At 70.9% G+C, this 23,985-nt stretch carries 22 protein-coding genes; 7 read left to right on the forward strand and 15 right to left on the reverse strand.

All coding sequences use genetic code 11. The features are described 5' to 3' along the window. The first annotated feature begins 316 nt into the window (after positions 1-316). From VK611_26400 to VK611_26410, 3 genes are all read left to right on the forward strand, one after another. Positions 317-628, forward strand: a complete 312-nt coding sequence (locus tag VK611_26400) for a helix-turn-helix transcriptional regulator (protein ID HMG44893.1) — start codon at positions 317-319, stop codon at positions 626-628. After that, positions 625-1,215 (forward strand): DUF2314 domain-containing protein, encoded by a 591-nt coding sequence (locus VK611_26405; protein ID HMG44894.1) that lies wholly within the window; start codon positions 625-627, stop codon positions 1,213-1,215. The genes VK611_26400 and VK611_26405 overlap by 4 nt, the downstream gene beginning before the upstream one ends. Before the next feature lie 242 nt (positions 1,216-1,457). Then, positions 1,458-1,919 (forward strand): DUF3806 domain-containing protein, encoded by a 462-nt coding sequence (locus VK611_26410; protein ID HMG44895.1) that lies wholly within the window; start codon positions 1,458-1,460, stop codon positions 1,917-1,919. Positions 1,920-1,922: 3 nt separating this feature from the next. Here the strand turns inward: VK611_26410 and VK611_26415 are convergent, their stop codons facing one another. Then, entirely contained in the window at positions 1,923-2,228 is a 306-nt protein-coding gene (locus VK611_26415; protein HMG44896.1) for a hypothetical protein, read from the reverse strand. 98 nt (positions 2,229-2,326) lie between these two features. On the opposite strand from VK611_26415, the gene VK611_26420 reads away from it, so the two are divergent. Next, on the forward strand, positions 2,327-4,342 hold the full coding sequence (locus VK611_26420) for an ATP-binding domain-containing protein (protein ID HMG44897.1): 2,016 nt from the start codon (positions 2,327-2,329) through the stop codon (positions 4,340-4,342). Here the strand turns inward: VK611_26420 and VK611_26425 are convergent. The 4 genes from VK611_26425 to purF are packed head-to-tail and all read right to left on the reverse strand — an operon-like array spanning position 4,260 to position 7,796. After that, a complete protein-coding gene (locus VK611_26425) occupies positions 4,260-4,709 on the reverse strand; it encodes a hypothetical protein (protein ID HMG44898.1) in 450 nt (149 codons plus the stop codon). The genes VK611_26420 and VK611_26425 overlap by 83 nt on opposite strands. Before the next feature lie 44 nt (positions 4,710-4,753). Further along, positions 4,754-5,314 (reverse strand): orotate phosphoribosyltransferase, encoded by a 561-nt coding sequence (pyrE, locus tag VK611_26430; protein HMG44899.1) that lies wholly within the window; start codon positions 5,312-5,314, stop codon positions 4,754-4,756. Further along, positions 5,311-6,345, reverse strand: coding sequence for a phosphoribosylformylglycinamidine cyclo-ligase (purM, locus tag VK611_26435; protein HMG44900.1), 1,035 nt, complete (start codon positions 6,343-6,345; stop codon positions 5,311-5,313). Before purM ends, pyrE begins: the two co-directional genes overlap by 4 nt. Then, positions 6,345-7,796, reverse strand: coding sequence for an amidophosphoribosyltransferase (purF, locus tag VK611_26440; protein HMG44901.1), 1,452 nt, complete (start codon positions 7,794-7,796; stop codon positions 6,345-6,347). Before purF ends, purM begins: the two co-directional genes overlap by 1 nt. A gap of 240 nt (positions 7,797-8,036) precedes the next feature. On the opposite strand from purF, the gene VK611_26445 reads away from it, so the two are divergent. Beyond that, entirely contained in the window at positions 8,037-8,540 is a 504-nt protein-coding gene (locus tag VK611_26445) for a GtrA family protein (GenBank protein ID HMG44902.1), read from the forward strand. Positions 8,541-8,562: 22 nt separating this feature from the next. Here the strand turns inward: VK611_26445 and purL are convergent, their stop codons facing one another. Beyond that, positions 8,563-10,797, reverse strand: a complete 2,235-nt coding sequence (purL, locus tag VK611_26450) for a phosphoribosylformylglycinamidine synthase subunit PurL (GenBank protein ID HMG44903.1) — start codon at positions 10,795-10,797, stop codon at positions 8,563-8,565. A gap of 88 nt (positions 10,798-10,885) precedes the next feature. On the opposite strand from purL, the gene VK611_26455 reads away from it, so the two are divergent. Then, the gene (locus VK611_26455) at positions 10,886-11,302 is read left to right on the forward strand and encodes a hypothetical protein (GenBank protein HMG44904.1); all 417 of its coding nucleotides are present in this window, start codon (positions 10,886-10,888) and stop codon (positions 11,300-11,302) included. Here the strand turns inward: VK611_26455 and purQ are convergent. The 8 genes from purQ to VK611_26495 form a co-directional block, all read right to left on the reverse strand. Next, complete coding sequence (purQ, locus tag VK611_26460) at positions 11,299-11,991, reverse strand: phosphoribosylformylglycinamidine synthase subunit PurQ (protein HMG44905.1); 693 nt, start codon at positions 11,989-11,991, stop codon at positions 11,299-11,301. The two genes, VK611_26455 and purQ, sit on opposite strands and share 4 nt — an antisense overlap. Continuing rightward, entirely contained in the window at positions 11,988-12,260 is a 273-nt protein-coding gene (purS, locus tag VK611_26465; GenBank protein ID HMG44906.1) for a phosphoribosylformylglycinamidine synthase subunit PurS, read from the reverse strand. The genes purQ and purS overlap by 4 nt, the downstream gene beginning before the upstream one ends. 69 nt (positions 12,261-12,329) lie before the next feature. Beyond that, positions 12,330-13,259, reverse strand: coding sequence for a phosphoribosylaminoimidazolesuccinocarboxamide synthase (locus VK611_26470; GenBank protein HMG44907.1), 930 nt, complete (start codon positions 13,257-13,259; stop codon positions 12,330-12,332). A 67-nt stretch (positions 13,260-13,326) separates the two neighbouring features. After that, positions 13,327-14,754, reverse strand: coding sequence for an adenylosuccinate lyase (purB, locus tag VK611_26475; GenBank protein HMG44908.1), 1,428 nt, complete (start codon positions 14,752-14,754; stop codon positions 13,327-13,329). 180 nt (positions 14,755-14,934) lie between these two features. Beyond that, complete coding sequence (gene purE, locus VK611_26480) at positions 14,935-15,396, reverse strand: 5-(carboxyamino)imidazole ribonucleotide mutase (GenBank protein HMG44909.1); 462 nt, start codon at positions 15,394-15,396, stop codon at positions 14,935-14,937. Between the two features lie 38 nt (positions 15,397-15,434). Further along, the gene (purD, locus tag VK611_26485; GenBank protein HMG44910.1) at positions 15,435-16,688 is read right to left on the reverse strand and encodes a phosphoribosylamine--glycine ligase; all 1,254 of its coding nucleotides are present in this window, start codon (positions 16,686-16,688) and stop codon (positions 15,435-15,437) included. A 49-nt stretch (positions 16,689-16,737) separates the two neighbouring features. After that, the gene (locus VK611_26490) at positions 16,738-18,018 is read right to left on the reverse strand and encodes an adenylosuccinate synthase (protein ID HMG44911.1); all 1,281 of its coding nucleotides are present in this window, start codon (positions 18,016-18,018) and stop codon (positions 16,738-16,740) included. Between the two features lie 48 nt (positions 18,019-18,066). Beyond that, a complete protein-coding gene (locus VK611_26495) occupies positions 18,067-19,692 on the reverse strand; it encodes a hypothetical protein (protein HMG44912.1) in 1,626 nt (541 codons plus the stop codon). 201 nt (positions 19,693-19,893) lie between these two features. Between VK611_26495 and VK611_26500 the strand changes: the two genes are divergently transcribed. Beyond that, positions 19,894-21,465: a hypothetical protein gene (locus VK611_26500; protein ID HMG44913.1), complete on the forward strand. Its 1,572-nt coding sequence runs from the start codon at positions 19,894-19,896 to the stop codon at positions 21,463-21,465. A gap of 4 nt (positions 21,466-21,469) precedes the next feature. On the opposite strand, the gene VK611_26505 is transcribed toward VK611_26500, so the two are convergent. After that, positions 21,470-23,950 (reverse strand): AAA family ATPase, encoded by a 2,481-nt coding sequence (locus VK611_26505; GenBank protein HMG44914.1) that lies wholly within the window; start codon positions 23,948-23,950, stop codon positions 21,470-21,472. Positions 23,951-23,985: the final 35 nt, after the last annotated feature.

Here is a 23,985-nt window from a genome sequence, read left to right on the forward strand (position 1 = left end):
TCGAAGCAGTTCCGGCGATGGCTCGCTGATCGTGCCGTCACCCCCGGCGCGGAGTTCGACAATGACGAGACGATTCGGCTGTTGGCCAAGCTCCCGTCCGCTCCGGACGTGAAGCTCCGGTGACGCTCTCGGCGACGGGGACGAGCCGGCGGGTAGAGGCGCACAACGAGCCGCAGCACGACCCCGGGGAGCGGGTGCACTGGGAACGACACGACGGTGGGCGTCGTTGGGAAGCGTGGGCATACCCCGAATGACCTGACGGCGCGCCCAGTGCCGATGGTTGTAGGTCGTTCTCTACCTAGATAGGATACGACCTATGCGAAAGACCCACGCCCTCGTGCAGGTGCTCCAAGCCCTCATGGACGATCCTATGGGGCGTCACTGGGGCTACGAGCTCGGCAAGCGAGCCGGCGTCCGCTCGGGCGTGCTCTACCCGATCCTCCATCGGATGCTCAACGAAGGCTGGTTGGACGACGGCTGGGAGGAGGCCGACGAGACAAGCCGCAAACGTCCGGCCCGGCGCTACTACGAGTTGACCCCGGATGGGCGCGCCGCCATCTCCGCCCTCCTCGTCGAGCTACGTGACGACGCCCGCTTCGCTTCGTTCCTCCCCGGGGCGCCGGCATGAGTGCTCTCCTGGAGGCCGTCGTGAGTTGGAGGACGCTGCTGTTGTCGATCCTCGTCTTCGGGTTCGCCCCCGGAGCGGCACTCCGGATCATCGTCCTCGCCTTCCACCGAGAGGACCCCAGGCGACAGGAGCTGCTCGGGGAGATCTACGCCGTTCCCCGGTGGGAGCGCCCCTACTGGGTGGCGCAACAGTTGGAGGCCGCAATCTTCGAAGGCCTTGGAGGGCGCATCGAGTGGGCACTCACCGGGCGGGTGATCTACCGCACCCACAAAACGTCTGGGGTGAAGATGAACCAGCGCTACCCGGACTCGTTCTCGATTCCCAGCGAGGAGGAGAAGGACTACGTCCTCGCCGGCGACTGGGTGAAGATCTGCTTCACCGTCGGCTGGCCCGACGAGTGGGGCGAGCGCATGTGGGTGAAGGTAGAGAAGGTCGGTCGCCAGAAGATGGTGGGAACCCTCGCCAACCAGCCCATCGGCTTCCCCCGCCTGGACTACGGGGACACGATCACATTCCGGCGAGAGCACATCATCGACATCGACTTCGTCGGCGATGAGGACGTAACTGAGGTCCACGAGGTTGCCTGAACGGCCACCTATCTGCTCTACCTACCCGTGTGGTTCCCATCTTGCCGTGACCTCACGACGCGGGCCACGGGCGGGCCACATGGTGAGACACCTCGCGGGCCGTCGACGGTCCCTACGAACGGATCGAGGAGCAGGTCGAGCGCTGGGCGCAGGAGTGATGCGAGGGTTCCCAAGCTGCTAATGCGAGTTCGATCCTCGTCACCCGCTCTCTCCTGATCGCCGCGGGGCGGTACCGTCCCGGCATGGGGTGGCGGCACAAGGGTCGGGGCGCGAGCGCTCCCGAGGTCGAGATCGACGGGCTCAGCGATGGCGAACGGGAGTGGATCGGAGCGCAGCTGGCGGTTGCCGTCGAGCTGGCTCAACGATTCACCGGCGACACCGAGCCGGTGCCGTCGCTGGAGCGCCTCGACGAGACGCTGCGACGGTGGCGGTCGACTGGCGAGCCCAGCGACCCGGACGTCGACACAGTGGTCAACGCCCTCGGCATCGCCTACGGCGAGCACGTGCGGCAGCAACTCCGGCTCGACTGGGTCATCGCCACCGACGAGTACGGCACCGACCTCGCCCTCCACGGGCAGCCGGGCGATGTCGTGATCCACCCGGCCAACGCCACGGCGAAGCGGGTTGTCGCCGGTGATGAAGGGTTCTTCCCGTCGTTGTACGCCGCGATGGCGGAGACCGTCGGCGCCCTCCGTCGTCAGTGAGGGCTACGGCGCCAGGGTGAAGTGGCCGTTGGTCAGGACGGGGGCGCCGGAGGGCTTCTCGGTTTGGAAGGTGGCCGTCGAATCCGACGTGTGCCACATCTTGATCGTGAGGCGTTCGCCGGGGAAGACGGGGCGGCTGAAGCGGCCGGGCATCGAGGCGAAGCGGGACGTGTCGGAGCCGCCCGGCAGCACGGCGAACGTCGGGAGCACCGCCAGGGTGATCCCGTCCGAATTCTCCGTGGTGTAGGCCAGCTCGGGCCCAGTAGGGTCCTCCGCCCCTGCTCCTACACCGAGGGCGTAGAGGAGCACATCCCGTTCGGTCCACGACGCTCGGCCGGCTCGGATTCCTTCCCGACCGCATCCAGGTTGAGTGGCACGCGAGCGTGAGTACGCGCGGAGGTATTCAGTTGCCCCATCCCGACGTTCCCCACGAGCAGGCCTACGTCGACGAGGCCTACCGATGTCTCGAGGCGATGCGGGAGCGCACCGCCCGCGTCGCCGAACTGGAGGACTCCGCCGCCCAGGCGGTCGACTCGGCGGCCGCCCAGTGGCACCTGAACCGCCGCCTGAGCAGCCTCGACACCGACGTGCCCGGCCTCGCCTTCGGCCGCCTCGACGAGGAGGGCGGGCAGGACGACGCCCCCCGCTGGTACGTCGGGCGCCGCCACGTGGAGGACGCCCGGGGCGATCCGGTGGTGGTCGACTGGCGGGCCGACGTGTCGGTCCCCTTCTACCGGGCCACGGCCGCCGACCCGCTGGGCCTGCGCCTGCGCCGCCGGTTCATGATGACCGACCGCCGGGTGGACGACCTGTTCGACGAGGACTTCGACGACCCCGACTCCGTCGACGCCGCCCACCACGGCGGCATCCCCGACCCGCTGCTGGCCGAGCTGGAGCGGTCGCGCACCGGCGAGATGCGCGACATCGTCGCCACCATCGCCGCCGAGCAGGACCGGGTGATCCGCGCCCCGCTCGAATCGTGCCTGGTGGTGCAGGGCGGTCCCGGCACTGGCAAGACCGCCGTCGGCCTGCACCGGGCGGCGTTCCTCCTCTACGAGCACCGCCGGAAGCTCGACCAGGAGGGCGTGCTGGTGATCGGGCCCAACCCGCTGTTCCTGCGCTACATCGCCCAGGTGCTGCCGTCGCTCGGCGAGACGGCGGTGCGCCAGACCACCCTCGACCGCCTGCTGGCCGGCACCGCCTACCGGGTCCGGGCCGCCGACGACGACACGGCCGCCCGCATCAAGGGCGACGCCCGCATGGGGCGGGTGCTGGCGAGAGCGACCACGGGCACCCGACGGCCCCTCGTCGAGCCGCTCGACGTGCAGACCGGCTGGGGCACCGTGCGACTCGACGTCGACGTGGTCGACGCGGCGGTGAAGGAGATCGCCGCCCGCGACGTCGCCCACAACGTGGGCCGGGCCGCGCTGCGCACCCAGCTGCTGCGGCTGGTGCGCCAGGAGCTGGCCGAACGGCGGGGCGAGGAGCTCGCCACCACCGTCGCCCTGGAGTCGCGCCTGCGCAACGACCGCGACTGGCTGCGGGCACTCGACCGGCTGTGGCCCATGCTCGGCGCCGGCGCAGTGGTGCGGCGGCTGCTGAGCAGCCCGAGCGCGCTGCGGACCGCGGCCACCGGGCTCCTCGACGCCGACGAGCAGGCGACGATCCTCCGCCGAGCCACCCGGAAGGCCGACGACGAGCCGTGGACCGAGGCCGACCTGGCGCTCCTCGACGAGGCACAGTGGCTGGTCGCCGGACCGCCGCCCGCCTACGGCCACGTGGTGGTCGACGAGGCCCAGGACCTGTCCGCCATGGGCCTCCGGACACTCGCCCGCCGCTGCCCCACCCGCTCGATGACCGTGCTCGGCGACCTGGCGCAGGCCACCGCAGCCGCGGCGCAGGACTCGTGGGACGTGGTGGTCGGCCACCTCGGCTCTCCGGCGACGACGCAGCGGGTCGACCTCGACCTCGGCTACCGCGTGCCGGCGCCGGTGATGGACTACGCCAACCGGCTGCTGCCGGAGGCGGCCCCCGACGTCGTGCCCACAGCGTCGGTGCGGGCGGAGGGCCGGGCTCCCCGCCAGGTGACGGTCGCCGGTGCCGACGACCTGGCCCCCGAGGTGGAGCGGCTGGTGCGGGAGCTCGCCGGGCAGTGGACGACGGTCGGCGTCGTGGCGCCGGACCGGGTGCGGGCCGGGCTTCCGAAGGACCTGCCGGGCACGGTCGTGGCTCCCGAAGAGGCGAAGGGCCTGGAGTTCGACGCCGTTGTGGTGGTCGAGCCGGCGGCGATCGGCACCTCCGCCGACACCGCTCGGAACCTGCGCCTGCTCTACGTCGCCCTCACCCGAGCGGTCCAGGAGCTGGTGGTGGTCCATGCCGCCCCGCTGCCGCCCGCGCTCGCGCCCGCGACCGTGGAGGGGTAGCCACCGGGAGGTGCTCGGCGGGGATGCGACCCTCGGCCACCAGCACCTCCAGCTCGCCCTGCGGCTCGACCGCCTCGATCCGCTCCATCAGATCCCGGCTGATCTTCGCCAGCGTCGCCGCCGCCTCCCGGGCCTCGTCCTGAGCCCGGACGACGGTGTCCTCGACGTCGGTCATCCGCTGCCGCAGCTCACGCATCCGGACGCCGTTGCCGAGCTCCCAGCCGGTCATCTGCGACTGCAGTCGATCGATCCGCCGGGTGGCCGAGGACGTCAGGCGTCGCACGAGGCAGGCGCGGAGCCCGACCAACGTCACGGTCGCCATCGCTGCGAGCACCACACCCACCATCAGATCCCACATTCCGCTCACCCCGCGCTGTCGTCGCACGACCCTGCGTCACGGAGCGGCGGTTGTCAACCCCCGGAGCCTCCGGGCTCGTCGTAGGGGAAACCGAGCCGGGGGGCACCGACCAGGGCGTGGTAGGCGATGCCGGCCTCGGCGGCCAGGCGGGCGCACATCCCGCCCCGGTCGACCACCGGGATCAGCAGCACCGGCTCGCCACCGGCCTCCCGCACCACCTCGACAGCCTCGAGCATCGACACACCGCGGGTGACGGCGTCTTCGGTGATCGCCACCTTGTCGCCGGGTTCCAGGGCCCCGGCCAGGCGACCGCCGCCGCCGTGGTCCTTCACATCCTTGCGCACGCTGAAGCTGCGCAGCTCCCGACCCCGGGTGGCGGCGACCGCGGCGGTGCCGAACGCCACGGCGTCGGCCCCCATGGTCAGCCCGCCGATGGCGGTGACGTCGTCGGGCAGCGCCGCCAGCAGGGCGTCGGCGACCAGCAGCATGCCGTCGGGGCGACAGGTGGTCTGCTTGGCGTCGATGAACCAGGTGCTGCGGCGCCCCGACTTGAGGACGAAGTCGCCGGTTCGCACGGCGTGCTTCAGCAGGTGCTCGACGAGTTCCGCGCTCATGAGAACCGGACCTGACGACCACCGCCGTCGGCGCCGACCAGGCGACCGATCTCCCGAGCCGACTGCCCGGCATCCTCCAGCAGCGCCAGCGTGCGGGCCAGGTCCGACGGTGGGACGGCGACCACCATCCCGATGCCGAGGTTGAAGACCTTCGCCATCTCGTCGTCGGCGATGCCGCCGAGCCGCTGGATCTCCGTGAACACCCGGGGCACCTCCCACATGGAACGGTCGACCACCGCGTCGAGGCCCTCCGGCAGCACCCGGGGGACGTTGCCCACCAGCCCGCCGCCGGTGACGTGGGCGATCGCCCGCACGTCGACATCACCCAGCAGAGCGCGGACCGCGGGCGCGTAGATCACCGACGGGCGCAGCAGCTCGTCGCCGACGGTGTGGCCGGCGAACAGCTCGTCGTGCACGTCGAGGCCGGCGACGTCGAACAGCACCCGCCGCGCCAGCGAGTAGCCGTTGGAGCGCAGGCCCGGCGACGGCAGCCCCACCAGCACATCATCGGCCCGGGCCGTCGACCCGCCGATGATCCGGTCCCGCTCGACCACGCCCACCGCGAAGCCGGCGACGTCGATCTGCCCGGGAGCCATGGCACCCGGGTGCTCGGCCATCTCGCCGCCGATGAGGGCGCAGCCGGCCTGCCGGCAACCCTCGGCGACCCCGGCGACCACCTGCTCCACCTGGTCGGGGTCGAGCTTGCCGGCCGACACGTAGTCGAGGAAGAACAGCGGCTCGGCGCCCTGGCACACCAGGTCGTCGACGCACATCGCCACCAGGTCGATGCCGATGGTGTCGTAGCGGCCGACCATCTCGGCCACCATCACCTTGGTGCCGACCCCGTCGGTGGCGGCGACCAGCACCGGCTGCCGGTAGCGGTCGGTCGGCACGGCGAACAGCCCGCCGAACCCCCCGATGTCGCCCAGCACCTCGGGCCGGTACGTCGATCGCACCGCGGCCTTGATCCGATCGACCGCCTGCTCCCCCGCTTCGATGTCGACTCCCGCGGCCTTGTAACTCTCACCCACTAGTAACTGGCACCTTCCAGCACGTGTTTGGTCAGCTCGACGGGGACCGCGACCGGGTAGTGGCCGGTGAAGCAGGCGTCGCAGAAGTCGGTGCCCGGGGAACCCGTGGCGGCGACCAGCCGGGGGAGGTCGAGGTAGGCCAGCGAGTCGACGTCGAGGTACTCCTGGATCTCCTCGACCGACTTGTTGTTGGCCAGCAGCTCGTTGCGGTCGCCGGTGTCGATGCCGTAGAAGCACGACCAGGCGACCGGAGGCGACGTGATGCGCAGGTGGACCTCCCGGGCCCCGGCCTCGCGCAGCATCCTGGTGAGCTGGCGCTGGGTGGTGCCCCGCACGATCGAGTCGTCGACCACCACCAGCCGCTTGCCGTCGATGTTCTCGCGCAGCGGGTTGAGCTTCATCCGCACCGCCTGTGCCCGCTTCTCCTGGCTGGGGGCGATGAAGCTACGGCCGATGTAGCGGTTCTTCACCAGGCCCTGCCCCTGCATGATGCCGCTGTGCCGGGCGAAGCCCTCGGCCGCCGGGACGCCCGACTCGGGCACGCCGATCACCATGTCGGCGACCGCCGGGGCCTGTTCGGCGAGCTGCTCCCCCATGGCGACGCGGGCCTGGTGGACGCTGCGGTCGTAGAGCCGGCTGTCGGGCCGGGCGAAGTACACGAACTCGAACAGGCACAGCTTCGGGTCGACCCGCTCGGGCGCGAACGGATGGAACGACCGCGGGCCCTCGGCGTCGATCACGACCATCTCACCCGGGTCGAGCTCCCGGTCGAACTTGGCGCCCACGATGTCGAGCGCCGGCGTCTCGGAGGCCAGGACCCAGCCGTCGTCCAGCCGTCCCAGCGCCAACGGCCGGAACCCCTGCGGGTCACGCACCCCGACGATGCTGTCCTGGTCCATCAGCACCAGCGAGAACGCACCCTCCAACCGGGGGAGCACGGACACCAGCGCCTGCTCCAACGCCCGCGGGCTGTGACCGTTGCCGTTCGACGACGGCGACCCGGCGACCCGGGCCAGCTCGTGGGCGACCAGCTCGGCGATCAGGTCGCTGTCGGACGTGACGGTGCCGGGCAGCATCCCCGCCGCCTCGGCCAGGGCCGCGGTGTTCACGAGGTTGCCGTTGTGGCCGAGGGCGAACTCGTCGTCGCCGACCGGCCGGTACGAGGGCTGGGCGTTGCGCCAGGTGCTCGAGCCGGTGGTGGAGTAGCGGGTGTGGCCGATGGCCAGGTCGCCGGACAGGCCAGCCAGGGTCCGCTCGTCGAACACGCTGGCCACGAGGCCCTGGTCCTTCACCACGGTGATGGTGTCGCGGTCGCTGACCGCCATGCCCGCAGCCTCTTGGCCACGGTGTTGGAGGGCGAAGAGCCCCAGGTAGGTGAGTTGCGCCACGGGTTGCCCCGGGCCGTACACGGCGAAGACGCCGCAGGCTTCCTTGAGAACGTCCGCGGACAGGTCCGCCTCGTCTCGGCCCGATGTGCTGCGCTGCCGGGAGGCCTCGCTGCTGAGCAGGTGACCGGCCGCCAAATCTCCACGCGTGGGCTGCCGGAGCATCCTCTCCGCTCGGCCTCTCAGGGAGCCGTCGTCAGCCACGGGCCCCATTCTGCCTCGCTGCGCGCGCTCCGCGGCGAACTACCGGTGTTCGTTCCAGCGTCCCAGCAGCGCCGGGCACGCACCACTACGCTCCACAGCCCGATGGGGAACGTCGTCAGCGCCGTGCTCGACCGGGTCGACCGCATCATCGACCCACTGCCGCCCACGTTGCAGAAGCTGTTGCGCTACTCGGTGGCCTCGGGCACCGGTGTGGTCTTCTACGCCGTGGTGCTGATCCTCACCAACGCGGTGATCGGCCTGGGCGACATGACGTCGCACCTGATCTCGGTGACCGTCTCGTCGGTGCCGAACTACCTGGTCAACCGCTACTGGACCTGGAACCAGCAGGGCAAGAACCGGCTCTGGGGCGAGGTCGTGCCGTTCTGGACCATGGCCTTCCTGGCGTTCCTGCTGTCGCTGCTGTTCGTCAACTACGCCGAGGACCGGTGGGGCACCACGTTCGCCATCCTCGCCGCCAACCTGAGCGCCTTCGGGGTGCTGTGGCTGGCCCGCTTCCTGGTGCTCGACAAGATCATGTGGAAAGTGGTCCACGAGCTGCACCCGGAGCTCGACGACGTCGAGGTCGAGATCGTCCGCGAGGGGTAACCACTCGGCGTACAGAGAGCCGTCAGCCTTGGGTGGTGCCCTGGCCCAGGAGGTCGGGGAGGCGGCGGCGCCACGAGCGGACCGCCTCCGCCAGCGGCACGTCGACCAGGCGGCCGATGGCGATGTGGCTGCCCCCGGCCTTGCCGAGCACGGTGACGGGGACGCCTGCCGCCGAGCACCGGGCCTCGACCGCACCGGCATCGGCCGCGTCGACGCACAGCACGAAGCGGCTGGGCGACTCGCCGAACAGCCAGCGGTGGTCGGCACCGTCCGGCGGCTGGACCTCGACGCCGACGCCCGACGCGATCGCCATCTCGGCCAGCGCCGCACCCACGCCGTCGGCCCCGTCGCGCACGCCGAGCAGCAGCCCGTCGGCGACCAGGCCGCGGACCACCTCGCACAGCACCCGATGGGCCACCAGGTCGAGCGCCGGCGGCGCGCCCCGACGATGGCCCCGGGCCCAGGCCCAGGCCGAGCCCGACAGCGCCGGCTCGCCTCCGCCCACCAGCATCAGCGTGCCGCCCTCCGCCAGCGACGCACCCGGCGGAGCGACGTCGAGGCTCTCGATCAGGCCCACCGCGGCGACGATCGGCGTGGGGTCGATGTCGCGGCCCCGGCTCTCGTTGTAGAGGCTCACGTTGCCGCCGACGACCGGCAGCGCCAGCTCCCGGCACGCCTCGGCCATGCCGTCGATCGCCTCCGACAGCTGCCACATCACCTCGGGGTGCTCGGGGTTGCCGAAGTTGAGGCAGTTCACGAGCCCCAGCGGGCGGGCCCCGACACAGGCCAGGTTGGCGACCGCCTCGGCGACGACGAGCGCCGAGCCCTGCCGCGGGTCGAGCGCGCACCAGCGGTGGTTCCCGTCGGTGGTGACGGCCAGGCCCCGGCCGGTGTCGACCCCGGTGGTGGGGTGCTTCAGCCGCAGCACCGCGGCGTCGGCCCCCGGCCCGGCGACGGTGTTGAGGAACAGCTGGTGGTCGTACTGCGACCAGATCCAGGAGGTGTCGTACACGAGGTCGAGCAGCTCGGCTGCCGCGTCCACCGGCGCACCCAGCGCCGCGTCGGCCACGTCGGCCAGCGACTCGGCCCGGTCCGCCGGCTCCCGGCGGGGACGGTCGAGCAGCGGGGCGTCCTCGTGCAGGGTGGCGGCCGGCACGTCGGCCAGCACCTCGCCGTCGACCCGGTCGAGGATCCGCAGCGCGCCGCCCGAAGCGACGGTGCCGATGACGGCCGCCGTGACCTCCCACCGCTCGCACACGGCGAGGAAGGCGTCGAGGTGGCGCGGCTCGACGATCGCCAGCATCCGCTCCTGGCTCTCGCTGGTCATCACCTCGAAGGGCTCCATGCCCTCTTCACGGCGGGGCACCTCGGAGAGGTACACGTCCATGCCGACGCCGCCCCGGCTGGCGGTCTCGCTGGTGGCACAGGTGATGCCGGCACCGCCCAGGTCCTGGATGCCGACCACGTAGCCGGCGTCGAGCAGCTCGAGGCACGCCTCGATGAGCCGCTTCTCCTCGAACGGATCGCCCACCTGCACGCTGGGGCGCTTGGCGGCGTCGGCCTCGTCGTCGGAGAAGCCGGCCGACGCCAGCACCGACACGCCACCGATGCCGTCACGCCCCGTGGTCGACCCGAACAGCACCGCCAGGTTGCCCACGCCCGACGCCTGGCCCAGCACCAGCCGCTCCTGCGGGAGCACCCCGAGGCAGAACACGTTGACGAGCGGGTTGTCCTGGTAGGTCTCGTCGAAGACGACCTCGCCGCCGATCGTCGGCACGCCCACCGAGTTGCCGTAGCCGCTGATGCCCGACACGACGCCCTCGGCGATCCAGCGGCTGCGGGCGTCGTCGAGCGGCCCGAACCGCAGCGGGTCCATCAATGCGATGGGCCGCGCCCCCATGGTGAAGACGTCGCGCAGGATGCCGCCGATGCCCGTGGCCGCGCCCTGATAGGGCTCGATGGCGGACGGATGGTTGTGGCTCTCGATCCGAAATGCGACCGCGATCCCGTCGCCGACATCCACCACTCCGGCGTTCTCACCGGGGCCGACGAGCACGTCGCGACCCTCGGTCGGGAGGCGCCGCAGGTGCAACCGGCTCGACTTGTAGGAGCAGTGCTCCGACCACATCACGGCGTACATGGCCAGCTCGAGGTGGTTGGGCGCCCGGCCCAGGAGACGTTCGATGGCGGCGGCTTCGTCGTCGGTCAATCCGAGTGCCCGGTGGATCACCTCGGACTTCGTCTCAGGCGTGGTCACCTGCCTCAGGGTAGGTCATGGGAGCCCTGGCGCAGAGTTTTCGGAGCGAAATACGCGACGGTTGCAAAATCGAAATATGCTAAGTGTCATGCCTGATTCAGCACACAAGCGCACCCCGATGAGTGATGAGCACAAAGCCGCACTTGCCGAAGGTCGCGACCAGGGCCGGGCTGTTCGACGCTATCTGGAGGCGCTGGAAGCGCATCGCCCCCGCCGCGGGCGCAAGCGCACGCCTGACTCGATGAAGAAGCGACTCGCTGCCGTCGAGAACGCGCTCCTCACCGCCGACCCGTTGAAGCGATTGCACCTCATCCAGGAACGGCTCGATCTGCAGGCGGCGCTGGAGACCAGCGACGCCAAGGTCGATCTCGACTCGCTCGAGAAGGAATTCATCGCCGCCGCCGCGCCATATAGCACCCGGAAGGGCATCTCCTACTCGGCATGGCGTGAGCTGGGCGTTCCCAGCCCCGTGCTCACCAAGGCCGGGATCAGCCGCGGCGCCTAGGGAGCTGCCGGAACGGCCTGACCGGCGGTCGCGGTCGCCAGCAGGGACCGCAGCAACGGCACTCCGTCGGTGGAACCCAACAGCGGATGTGAGGCCCGCTCCGGGTGCGGCATCAGGCCCACCACGTTGCGAGCGGCCGAGCAGATTCCGGCAATGTCGTCGATCGACCCGTTGGGATTGTCCACATACCGGAAGATCACGCGGTCGTCACCCTGCAGTTCGGCCAGCGTCTCCGGTGAGCAGGTGTAATTCCCCTCGAAATGGTTGATGGGGATGCTCAGGACTGTGCCTGAATCGACGCTCGATGTGAGCGGAGTCGCACCGGCTTCGACCCGCAGCGAGGCGGTAGTACAGAGGAATTTGAGGCCCTGATTCTTCCGCAAGGCCCCCGGAAGCAGGCCCGCTTCACAGAGAACCTGGAACCCGTTGCAGATCCCCACGACGGGACCACCGGCGGCGGCGAACTCGCCCACCGCCTGCATCACCGGCGAGAACCGGGCGATCGCCCCGGGACGCAGGTAGTCGCCGTGGGCGAAGCCGCCCGGCAGGACGACCGCGTCGACGTCGCCGAGCGACGCGTCGCCGTGCCACAGCAGGCGACCCTCGCCGCCGAGGTGGCGGGCCGCCTCGACCACGTCGAGCTCGCAGTTGGAGCCCGGGAAGACGACGACGCCGATCGTCGCGGTCATCCGGGCACCGCCGCGCCGTCGAGCGCCTGCACCGAGAACTCGACGTCCTCGATGACGGGGTTGGTGAGGAAGCGCTGGCACATGTCGTCGACCTCCGCCCGGGCGGCGTCGGCGTCGGTGGCCTCGACCGTGAAGCGGAACACCTTGCCGACCCGCACGCCCGACACGCCGCTGAAGCCGAGCGCCGGCAGCGACCGTTCGATGGTCGCGCCCTCCGGATCGGCGACGCCGGCACGGGGACGGGTTTCGACCATGACCGAGAAATCCATGCTCCGAAGAGTAATTGCCTCGGCGGACGCCGAGACCGATGGGGGCGGCGGCGGGGTGGTTGGCACGGGCTACGCGCCGGTGGCGGTCGCGCCGGGCCAACCGGCGAACGACCGGCCGATGACCCGCTCGTACGCCTCGACGTAGCGTGCGCTGGTCGCCTGCACCACGTCGTCGGGCAACGGCGGAGCCGGGGGCTTCTTGTCCCAGCTGAGCCGGTCGAGGAAGTCGCGCACCGGCTGCTTGTCGAACGACGGCGGGGTTCCACCCGGCGCGTAGCCGTCGACCGGCCAGAAGCGCGACGAGTCGGGCGTCAGCACCTCGTCGCACAGCACGAGGTCGCCGTCGACCAGGCCCAGCTCGAACTTGGTGTCGGCGATGATGATGCCGCGCTCCCGCGCCCAGGCCGCGCCCCGCCGGTACAGCTCGACGCTGACGTCGCGCACCTGCGCCGCCAGTTCGGCGCCACGGCCGGGCAGCTCCGCTTCGAGAACGTTGACCGCCTCGGGGAACGAGATGTTCACGTCGTGGCCCTCGACGGCCTTGGTCGACGGGGTGAACACCGGCTCGGGCAGCTGCTCGGACTCCTCCAGCCCCTCGGGCAGCCGCGTGCCGTGCATCGTGCCGGAGGCCCGGTACTCCCGCCAGGCCGAGCCCGACAGGTAGCCGCGCACGATGCACTCGATCGGCAGCATCACGGCGTTGCGGGTGAGCATGACGCGACCGTGCAGGTCCTCGCGGTCGGCGACCGCCCGCACCTCGGCCGGCAGGTCGTCCACCTCGGCGGACAGCAGGTGACCCTTCACGACGTCGGCCGTCTCGCCGAACCAGAACGCCGACATCGCCGTGAGCACACGGCCCTTCTGCGGGATCGGCTCGTCCATCACCACGTCGAACGCCGACAGGCGGTCGCTGGTCACCATCAACAGTCGGTCGTCGTCGACGCCGAAGATGTCGCGCACCTTGCCGGACTGCAGGTGCGGGAGCGGGAACTGGGACATTGGGATCCTCTCGACGTGCGTCGTTGGAAGTCGGTAGGAGTCGTTCGGTGTCGGAGTCGGGTTCGGGTCAGAGGACGGGCTCGGGCCGGTAGGCGGCCGCGTCGGGATGGCGGGCGACGAGCCCGGCCACCTGGGCGCAGAAGGCCTCCACCTGCTGCGGGGCGGCACCCACGAAGCCCGCCCGGTCGGACAGCAGCGCCGCCAGGGCACCGCGGTCGAGGCCCAGCCGGGGGTCGCCGGCGAGCCGGTCGACCAGGTCGTTGTCGGCCGCACCCTCGCGCAGCGCCAGGGCCGCGGCGACGGCGTGCTCCTTGATCGCCTCGTGTGCCTGCTCGCGGCCGACCCCTTGGCGCAGCGCCGCCACCAGCACCTTGGTGGTGGCGAGGAACGGCAGGTAGCGGGCCAGCTCCCGCTCGATCACCGCGGGGTAGGCGCCGAAGCCGGCGAGCACCGACAGGAACGTCTCGAACAGGCCGTCGGTCGCCAGGAACGCCCCGGGCAGCGCCACCCGACGGACCACCGAGCAGGACACGTCGCCCTCGTTCCACTGGTCGCCGGCCAGCTCGGACACCATCGACAGGTGCCCCCGGAGCACCACGGCCAGGCCGTTGACCCGCTCGCAGGAGCGGGTGTTCATCTTGTGCGGCATGGCGGAGCTGCCGACCTGGCCGGGTGCGAAGCCCTCGGTGACCAGCTCGTGGCCGGCCATCAGGCGGATGGTGGTGGCGAGCGACGACGGCCCGGCGACGGCCTGGACCAGCGCGGCGACCACGTCGAAGTCGAGCGACCGGGGATACACCTGGCCCACGTTGGTGAGCCGCCGGCCGAAGCCGAGGTGCCGCTGCACCGCTTCTTCGAGCTGCTCGACCTTGGCGGGGTCGCCGAGGAGGTCGACCTGGTCCTGCTGGGTGCCGACCGGGCCCTTGATGCCCCGCAGCGGGTAGCGGGCCAGCAGCTCGTCGACCCGGGCGTAGGACTGCAGCAGCTCCTCGCCGGCGTTGGCGAAGCGCTTGCCGAGGGTGGTCGCCTGGGCGGCGACGTTGTGGCTGCGACCGGCCATCACCTGTGCCGAGTGCTCGGCCGCCAGCTCGGCCAGCCGGGCCAGCGTGGTGACCATCCGGTCGCGCACCAGCTCCAGCGCCCGGCGGACCTGCAGCTGCTCGACGTTCTCGGTGAGGTCGCGCGACGTCATCCCGGCGTGGGCGTACTCGTGGCCCGCGAGCGACGAGAACTCCTCGAGCCGGGCCTTCACGTCGTGACGGGTCACCCGCTCGCGGGCGTCGATCGACGCCAGGTCGACCTTCTCGACGACCGCCCGGTAGTCGTCGATCACCGCGGCGGGGATGTCGACGCCGAGCTCACGCTGCGCGGCCATCACCGCGATCCACAGCTGCCGCTCCAGCACCACCTTGCGCTCGGGCGACCACAGCTCGACCATCGGCGTGCTCGCGTACCGAGCCGCCAAGACATCCGGTAAGGCGCGCGGACTGGTCACGTCTGCGAGTCCTCGGCGCTTCGCGGCCGAGAGGTCGAACCATGCGCGAGCTTCCCGCTCTCCGCGCCTACGGCGCCGGGCCGCTCGGGCTGCGCGCCTGTGCTCCCCGCTCCCGTGGCCGCTTGGGCCGGGGCCTCGCCTGTCGGCTCGGCTCGCAGTGCCGGCTTCACCGCCCCAGTCTCACTGAGGTGGCACCATTTCTGCGCGATGGTCGGCCAGCTGCTTGGCGAGGACCTCGTCGTCGACGGCGAGGATCTGCACCGCCAGCAGCGCCGCGTTCATGGCGCCGTCGATCGCGACGGTGGCCACGGGGATGCCCTTCGGCATCTGCACGGTGGCGTACAGCGCGTCGACACCGTTGAGCGCCCCGCCCGACAGCGGCACGCCGATGACGGGGAGGGTCGTGTGCGCGGCGACCACTCCGGCCAGGTGGGCGGCCATCCCGGCGCCACAGATGAAGCCCGAGTAGCCCTGCTCGCGGGCGGTCGAGGCCAGCTCCGCCACCAGGGCGGGGCTGCGGTGGGCCGACATGACCCGCACGTCGGCGTCGATGCCGAAGCGGGCCAGCGTGTCGGCGGCCGGTGCCATCTTGTCCTTGTCGCTCGCCGAGCCCATGAGCACGGCGATCTTCCTGGTCGTCACTGACTCAACCCTCCTCTAGGTGTATCGGTCTCGCAGCGTCAGCTGCCGAGGCCTCTTGGGGCGGTGGCGGGGTGGTTGGACGGGTTGTGTGCGATGTCGGAACGGTGCTGCTCGCCCGGCCAGTCGACCATGTTGACCGCGTCGTAGGCACGGTTCCGGGCTTCGGGCAGGTTTTCTCCGAATCCGGTCACGTTCAGCACCCGGCCACCCGCAGTGACCAGCCGGCCCTCCTCGTCGGACGCCACGCCGGCGCAGAACACGGTGGCGCCGGTCGCCTCGGCCTCGGCGATGCCCCGGATCACGTCGCCGGTCCGAGGGCTCTCGGGGTAGCCCGGCGACGCCATCACCACGGTGACCGCGGCCTCGTCGACGAACGTCGGCTCGCCGCGGATGTGCCCCGCGGCGGCCTCGCCCAGCAGGTCGACCAGGTCGGACTCGATGCGGGGCAGTACCACCTGCGCCTCGGGATCGCCGAAGCGGACGTTGTACTCCAGCAGCTTCGGGCCCTCGGGCGTGAGCATCAGGCCGGCGTAGAGCACGCCCCGGTAGTCGATGCCGCGGCGCCGCAGCTCGGCCAGGCTCGGCTCGACGAAGCGGTCCATCACCTCGCCGACCACGTCCTTCCCGGCGAACGGCACCGGCGAGTAGGCGCCCATGCCGCCGGTGTTGGGGCCTTCGTCGCCGTCGCCGAGGCGCTTGAAGTCCTGCGCCGGGGCGAGCGGGACGGCGCGGGTGCCGTCACAGATGGCGAGCAGCGACAGCTCCGGCCCGCTCAGGCCCTCCTCGATCACCACCCGGCGGCCAGCGGCGCCGAACCCCGACGTCCCCGAGAGCTTGGCCCGCACGTCGGCGGCCGCGGCGTCGAACGACTCGGCCACCAGCACGCCCTTGCCGGCGGCGAGCCCGTCGGTCTTCACCACCCACGGGCCGGGCAGGCTGCGCAGGAACTCGATCGCCGGCTCCTCCTCGGTGAAGGCGCCGTAGCGGGCGGTGGGCACGCCGGCCGACCGGAGCAGGTCCTTCATCCAGGCCTTCGAGCCCTCCAGCTGCGCGCCCGCCCCGCCGGGGCCGAACACCAGGCGCCCGTCGCCGCGCAGGGCGTCGGCCAGGCCCTCGACCAGCGGCGCCTCGGGCCCCACCACGAACAGGTCGGCCTGCACCTCGCGGGGCGGCACGTCGACCGACCCCGGGATGCCCGGGTTCCCCGGGGTGACGACGACCTCGGCGCTGCGGCCCAGCACGTGGGCCAACGCATGCTCTCGCCCGCCCGATCCGATCACGCAGACGCGCATGTCTCTCCGCTCTTCTTCGGGTTGTTCCGGTTCTTCGGGTTCTGGTTGCTCAAGAGGTCCGGTGGACGAACTGGTCGCGGCCCGGCCCCACGCCGACCAGCGACACCGGCACCTGCACCTGCTCCTCGAGGAAGTCGAGGTACTTCTGGGCCGCGGCCGGCAGCTGGTGCAGCTCGGTGGACCCGGACAGGTCGGTCGACCAGCCGGGCAGCTCCTCGTACACCGGGGTCACCGCGTGCAGCAGCGACTGGTCGTCGGGGAAGCGCTCGTAGCGCCGCCCGTCGGCCTCGTAGGCCACGCACACCTTCACGGTGTCGAAGGTGTCGAGCACGTCGAGCTTGGTGATGGCCAGCTCCGACAGCGAGTTGAGCCGCACCGCGTGGCGCAGCATCACCGCGTCGAACCAGCCGGGACGCCGCCGCCGGCCGGTGTTGGTGCCGAACTCGTGGCCCCGGTCGACCAGCACGTCGCCGGCCTCGTCGAACAGCTCCGTCGGGAACGGCCCCGCCCCCACCCGGGTGACGTAGGCCTTGGCGACGCCGACCACCCGGTCGATGTACCGGGGGCCGACCCCGGCGCCGGTGCAGACGCCGCCCGCCACCGGGTTCGACGAGGTGACGTAGGGATAGGTGCCGTGGTCGAGGTCGAGGAAGGTGGCCTGCGCCCCCTCGAACAGGATGTGCTGGCCGGCCTCGAGCCCGTCGTGCACCAGGTTGACCGTGTCGGCCACGTACTCCTTCAACCGGGGCGCGATCTCACCCAGGTACTTCTCCGCGATCTCGTCGGCGCTCGGGGGGAGCTGGTTGTAGACCTTGGCCAGCAGCTGGCCCTTCTCCCGCAGCACCAGGTCGAGCTTCTGGCGGAAGATCTTGGCGTCGTAGAGGTCCTGCACCCGCAGGCCGACGCGGGCGGCCTTGTCGGCGTAGGTGGGACCGATGCCGCGGCGCGTGGTGCCCAGCTTGTTCTTGCCCAGGTGCCGCTCGGTGACCCGGTCGAGGAGCTGGTGGTAGGGCAGGATCAGGTGGGCGTTCGAGCTCACCCGGAGGCGGGAGCAGTCGATGCCGCGGCGGGTGAGCATGTCCATCTCGTCGAACAGCACCACCGGGTCGATCACCACGCCGTTGCCGATCACCGGCACGATGTGGTCGTACAGCACCCCGCTGGGCATCAGCTGGAGGGCGTAGCTCTCACCGTCGACGACCAGGGTGTGGCCCGCGTTGTGGCCGCCCTGGTAGCGGACGACCATGTGGCTCTCCTTGGCCAGGAGGTCGGTGAACCTGCCCTTGCCCTCGTCACCCCATTGGGTTCCGACCATGATCGTCGCCGGCACTTACCCGAGCCTAACCCCCCACCCTCCGCAGCCTCACACCACGTTCCCTCAGGGTGCGGTCGTCGTGTGGGTCCAGGTGACGCTCGTGCCAATGAGCGGCATGGACCGGTAGCGCATGGTGCCGGCGTCATTGAACGCCACGACCAACTTGTCGCCCTTGACATAGACGACCGCTTCGTCCCCCGCCGACGGGTTCGCCGGCGTCGCCCCCATCTCGTGGAGGTTCAGCCCACCGTCGATGCGCACCTTCTGCGGCGTGTGCCACCCGCCCCCGAGCAACTTCCACAACGCCTTCGGGGTGAACGACGTCCCGTCGCTGACGCTGATCTGACCGTCGCGCTCGAGCTGGACCCGGTAGCCGTTGCCTTCTTCTGAGCGGAGCGCGGTCCGCAACGCAAACGTGGCGTCGCTCTCGAGAAGCAGGAGATGAGGCCGGTCGGTCTCGAACGACAACTGCTGGTACGACCCGGAGCCACCCCACCGGGGCCCAGGGCAGGTACCGAAGTCGATCCGGCCGGCGACGTTGCCGAAGCCCGGGTTGTTCCACTGGATCGCGGGCCGAGGCCCCGGCGAGACGTCGTTGTGCTCGGCGATGAAGTGGTTGCGCCCGGAGAAGAGCACGCCGGCGCCCTGGTTGGACAGGCACCCGGCACCTGCGATGTCGGTGGTGAAGTTGCAGCTGTCGAACTCGGCGTCGCCCCCCTCGACGATGACCACGTAGCCGGACGTCGTCGTGTTGGGCGTCCGCACCGCGAAGATGCAGTTATCGAACTTGTTGGTGGACCCGCCCTCGACAAGGAGAGCCGTGTTGCTGGGCCCGTCGAAGTCGCCCGTCCCCCAGTGGCCCCGTTCGAGGATGCACTGGAGGAACAGGTTGTCCCTCACGTCATGGACGGTCTCCTTGATCCTCACGTCGTTGCCGGCACAGCCGGTGAACTCACAGCGGAGGAACAGGTGCGACCACGAGTCATCGTCCATCACCAGGCCGTCGCCGAGGCAGTGGCCCACGTAGAGCTGGACGAACGAGCAGTTCTGCGCACCCTCGAGTACCAACCCGTCGGTGGTGCTGTGCCCCACCCGCATTGCGGTGAAGACGCGCTCGATCGTCACTTCGATCCGGACCAGGCCGTCGGCTGGGCTGTCGGTCTGCTCACTCCCGTCGACGATGAAGTTGCCGCTCTGGTTGCCTCCACCGCGGAAGATCAGCTGGCCCCCGTCGAGCGCCTTCAACACCGAGCCGGACGTGCCGCTGACCTGGTTGGTGCCGCCGCAGCCCCAGAGATCCACGTGGTCGGGGACGACGATCGTGCCGGCGAACTCGAAGACCCCGGAGGGGATGAGGACCGTTCCGCCGCCCGAGCCGGCCACGAGGCTCAGCGCGTTGTTGATGGCCGTCGTGTTGTCGGTCACTCCTGTCGACGCGTTGGCCATGCGGATGTCGAAGGCTGCGGCCGGCGCCTTGTTGGCCTGCAGCTCGGCAAAGGCGGCCTGGGCGTTGGTGGCGACCAGACCGGGGATCGCCGGGGAGATGGTCACGGAGTTGGCCGGATCGGCACCCGCCGGCCGGGCGCCAGGGCCGACCAGGGCGCCCGCTGCGCCGGCAGCGACCAGCCCGCTCGTCCGCAGCAGTCCCCGCCGGGACAGCGGCCCGGTGTGTTCCCCCGGGTCACCCACTTGGTGCAAGTCGTCTTTGAGCTCCGCGAGCTCGGCTTCCAGGCGCGCGATGCGCGCGCTGACGTCGTCCTGCATTGGTATCCCCCACCTGCTCATGCGGACCGCCTCGGTCCCCGACGGCTGACAGAGTAGGCGGCGGAGCACGCATTAGCCTTCGTCGTGTCGGCGTCGTGCCGAAGAGGCGACAGAGGCGGCGGGGTGGTGCGGGACTGGGCGGACGGCAACGCGCAGCGATGGGTGGTGGGAGGGCTCCTGGCCCTGGTCCCGCCGGTCACCTTCCTGGTGAAGGTGCTCCGGACGGAGCCCCGCTGGCGCTACCAGATCTTCGAGGACGACGCCTTCTACTACCTCGGGGTGGCTCGGAACCTGGCGCACGGCCACGGCTCGACGTTCACCGGCCTGGTCGAGACCAACGGCTACCACCCGCTGTGGATGCTGCTGCTCATCCCGCTGGCGTGGCTGTTCGACCGGCCCGGTGAGTTGCTCCTGGCGGTCGGCGTGCTGCAGTGCCTGCTGTGGACGGCGGCGGTGCACCAGGCGCTGCAGATCGGTCGGCTGGTCGGCAGCTGGGTCAGCGCCGCAGGCGCGCTGGCGGCCTACGCCGTGCTGGCGGTGCTGACCGGGCACCTGGCCTTCGATGGCATGGAGTCGGCCGTGCTGCTCCCGTTGCTCCTACTGGCGGTGCGGCTGGTGGTGAGCGCCGACGCCCGGCCGGGCAGCGACCTGCGGGTGGGCCTGGTGCTGGCGGCGGTGTGCCTGGCCCGGCTCGACGCGATCGCCGCCGCAGTGCCGCTGGGTCTCGTCTGCGTGGGGCGCGACCGTCCCGACCGCTCGGTCGCGCTGAGGCGGACCGGTCTCGTCGCGGCGCCTCCCGCGCTCGCGCTCGGGCTGTACGCGATCGTCGACGTCGTGGTGTTCGGCGTGGCACTGCCGGTGTCGGGCGCCGCCAAGTTGCTGGGCGCGCCGTTCGTGAACACCGCACCCGTCCGGCAGTTCCTCCAGGCCGGCGACTTCGACGGTCGACCCCTGTGGTTCGGCGCCGTCGCCCTGGCCCTCGTCGCCGGGGCGGTGGTGGCGACGACCCGGGGGCCGCCGGTGGACGACGCCCGGCGACGTCTGCTCGCCTGCACGTTGGCGCTGGTCGGCGGCGAGGCGATCCTGCTGATCCAGCTGACCTTCGCCACCTCGTACCGCGTCTGGCCCTGGTACCACTACCAGCTGGTCGTGTTCTCGTTCGGCGCGCTGCTCCTCGTCCTGCGCGCGGCCGCCGACCACTCGGAGCTCCTGGCCCGCCGGACCTGTCAGGTACTCGTGGTCGGCCTGCTGGTGGTGACCTGCCTCGTCACCCTGCGCTCCGAGGCGCCCGACTACGCAGCCAGCCCGCCGGCAGCCGAGTTCGTGCGCCGGGAGCTGCCCGAGGACACGGTGCTGGCGATGGGCGACCGGGCGGGCATCTTCGGCTTCCTCGCCGACCGCCGCCTGCTGCACGTCGAGGGCCTGACGGGTGACGTCGACCTGCTCCGGGCCATCGCGGACCACCGGATCGTCGACGCGATGACGGACGCGGGCGTCGACTACTACGTCCACTACGGCCGGCGGGGCAAGGCCGTCGTGGTCGACGGCCGGTCCTGCCGACGGTTCGAGGAGCCGGTCCAGGGCGACGGCCCCAAGTCGGCGGTGGTCGTATGCGAGGACGACATGGTGTTCAGCCACGGGCCGGCCGACGACCAGCTGACGATCTGGCGCTACCGGCCCGAGCGGAACGAGCCGTGAGGACCTAGCGGAGGACGATCTCGCCGTCGGTGACGTCGACGGTGACCGCGTTGCCCTCGGCGACCTTGCCCTCGAGGACGGACATGGCCAGCGGGTCGGCGACGTGGCGCTGGATGACCCGCTTGAGCGGCCGGGCGCCGAACGCCGGGTCGTAGCCCTTGGCCGCCAGCGCCACCTTGGCCGCGTCGGTGACCTCGAGCGTGATGCGCCGCTGGGCCAGCCGGTCACGCAGGTGCTGCAGCTGGATGTCGACGATCTCGTTGAGGTCGTCCTGGGTGAGCTGACGGAACTCGACGATCTCGTCGATCCGGTTGACGAACTCGGGCTTGAAGAAGTCCCGAGGGTCGCCGGGCAGGTTCGACGTCATGATCAGCACGGTGTTGGTGAAGTCGACCGTGCGACCCTGGCCGTCGGTGAGCCGCCCGTCGTCGAGCAGCTGCAGCAGCACGTTGAACACGTCGGGGTGCGCCTTCTCGATCTCGTCGAGCAGCACCACCGAGTAGGGACGGCGTCGGACGGCCTCGGTGAGCTGGCCGCCCTCGTCGTAGCCCACGTAGCCCGGAGGGGCCCCGATGAGCCGGCTGACCGAGTGCTTCTCCATGTACTCGCTCATGTCGATGCGGACGATGGCCCGCTCGTCGTCGAACATGAAGTCGGCCAGCGACCGGGCCAGCTCGGTCTTGCCGACGCCGGTGGGGCCCAGGAACAGGAACGAGCCGATCGGCTTGTTCGGATCCGACAGGCCCGCCCGGGAGCGGCGGATGGCGTTGGCCACCACGTGGACGGCCTGCTCCTGACCGATGACCCGCCGGTGCAGCTCGTCCTCCATGCGGACGAGCTTCTGCACCTCGCCCTGCATGAGGCGGCTCACCGGCACGCCCGTCCAGCGGGAGACGACGTCGGCGATGTCCTCCTCGTCGACCTCTTCCTTGAGCATGGCGTGGCCCTCGCGCTGCAGCTCGGCCAGGGCCGTGGAGGCCTCCTCGAGCTGGTGCTCCAGAGCCGGGATGGTGCCGTGCTTGATCTCCGCCGCCTTGGCCAGGTCGGTCTCCCGCTCGAGGTCGGCCCCCGCCGCCTCCAGCTGCTCCTTGAGCTCGCGGATGCGGGAGATCGCCTCCTTCTCGTTGTTCCAGTGGGCGAGCATGGCGTCGAGCTGCTCCTGCAGGTTCGCCAGCTCCTCCTCCAGGGCCGCGAGCCGCTCCTTCGACGCGGCGTCGGTCTCCTTGGCCAGCGCCACCTGCTCGATCTCCAGCTGGCGGATGCGCCGCTCCACGACGTCGACCTCGGTGGGCACCGAGTCGATCTCGATGCGCAGCCGGGACGCGGCCTCGTCGACCAGGTCGATGGCCTTGTCGGGCAGGAAGCGACCGGTGAGGTAGCGGTCGGACAGCACCGCCGCCGCGACCAGCGCCGCGTCCTGGATGCGGACGCCGTGGTGCACCTCGTAGCGCTCCTTGAGCCCGCGCAGGATGGCGATGGTGTCCTCCACCGACGGCTGACCCACGTGCACCGGCTGGAAGCGCCGCTCCAGCGCGGCGTCCTTCTCGATGTGCTTGCGGTACTCGTCGAGCGTGGTGGCGCCGATCATGCGCAGCTGACCCCGGGCCAGCAGCGGCTTGAGCATGTTGCCGGCGTCCATGGAGCCCTCGGCCGCACCGGCGCCGACGACCGTGTGCAGCTCGTCGATGAAGGTGATCACCTCGCCCTCGGCGTCGGTGATCTCCTTCAGGACGGCCTTCAGCCGCTCCTCGAACTCACCCCGGTACTTGGCCCCCGCCACCATCGAGCTCAGGTCGAGCGCGATGAGCCGCTTGTTCTTGAGGCCCTCGGGCACGTCGCCCTCGGCGATGCGGCGGGCCAGGCCCTCGACGATGGCGGTCTTGCCGACGCCGGGCTCACCGATGAGCACCGGGTTGTTCTTGGTGCGGCGGGACAGCACCTGAATGACCCGGCGGATCTCCTCGTCGCGCCCGATGACCGGGTCGAGCTTGCCCTCACGGGCGACCGCGGTGAGGTCGCGCCCGTAGCGCTCCAGCGCCTGGTAGCTCTCCTCCGGGTTCTGCGACGTGACGCGGTGGCTGCCGCGGACGGTCTGCATCGCGGCGAGCACGTCGTCTCGGCTCACGCCCAGCCGGTCGGCCAGGGCCAGCAGCAGGTGCTCGGTGGACAGGTACTCGTCGGTCAGCTCGGCGCGGGCCTTGTCGGCCTCGTCGAAGACCTGGCTGGTCTCGCGGGACAGGCGGGCGTCGCTGCCGTAGGCCTTGGGCAGGCGCGCCAGTGCCTCGTCGGTGGCGTTGCGGAGGGCGAGCACCTCCTTGCCGAGCCGCTGCAGGATCGGCAGCACCACCCCCTCCCCCTGACGGAGCAGGGCGGCCAGCAAGTGGTCGGGCGTGACCTCGGGGTTGGAGGCCTGCTTCGCCGATTCGACCGCCGCGCTGAAGGCTTCCTGGACTTTCAGGGTCCAACGGTTCGGATCGAGTGCCATACGAACAATCTACCCTCCACTGAGGAAAGTTGATA

This window comes from Acidimicrobiales bacterium (assembly GCA_035316325.1).
GTDB lineage: Bacteria > Actinomycetota > Acidimicrobiia > Acidimicrobiales > VFJN01 > DASXTK01.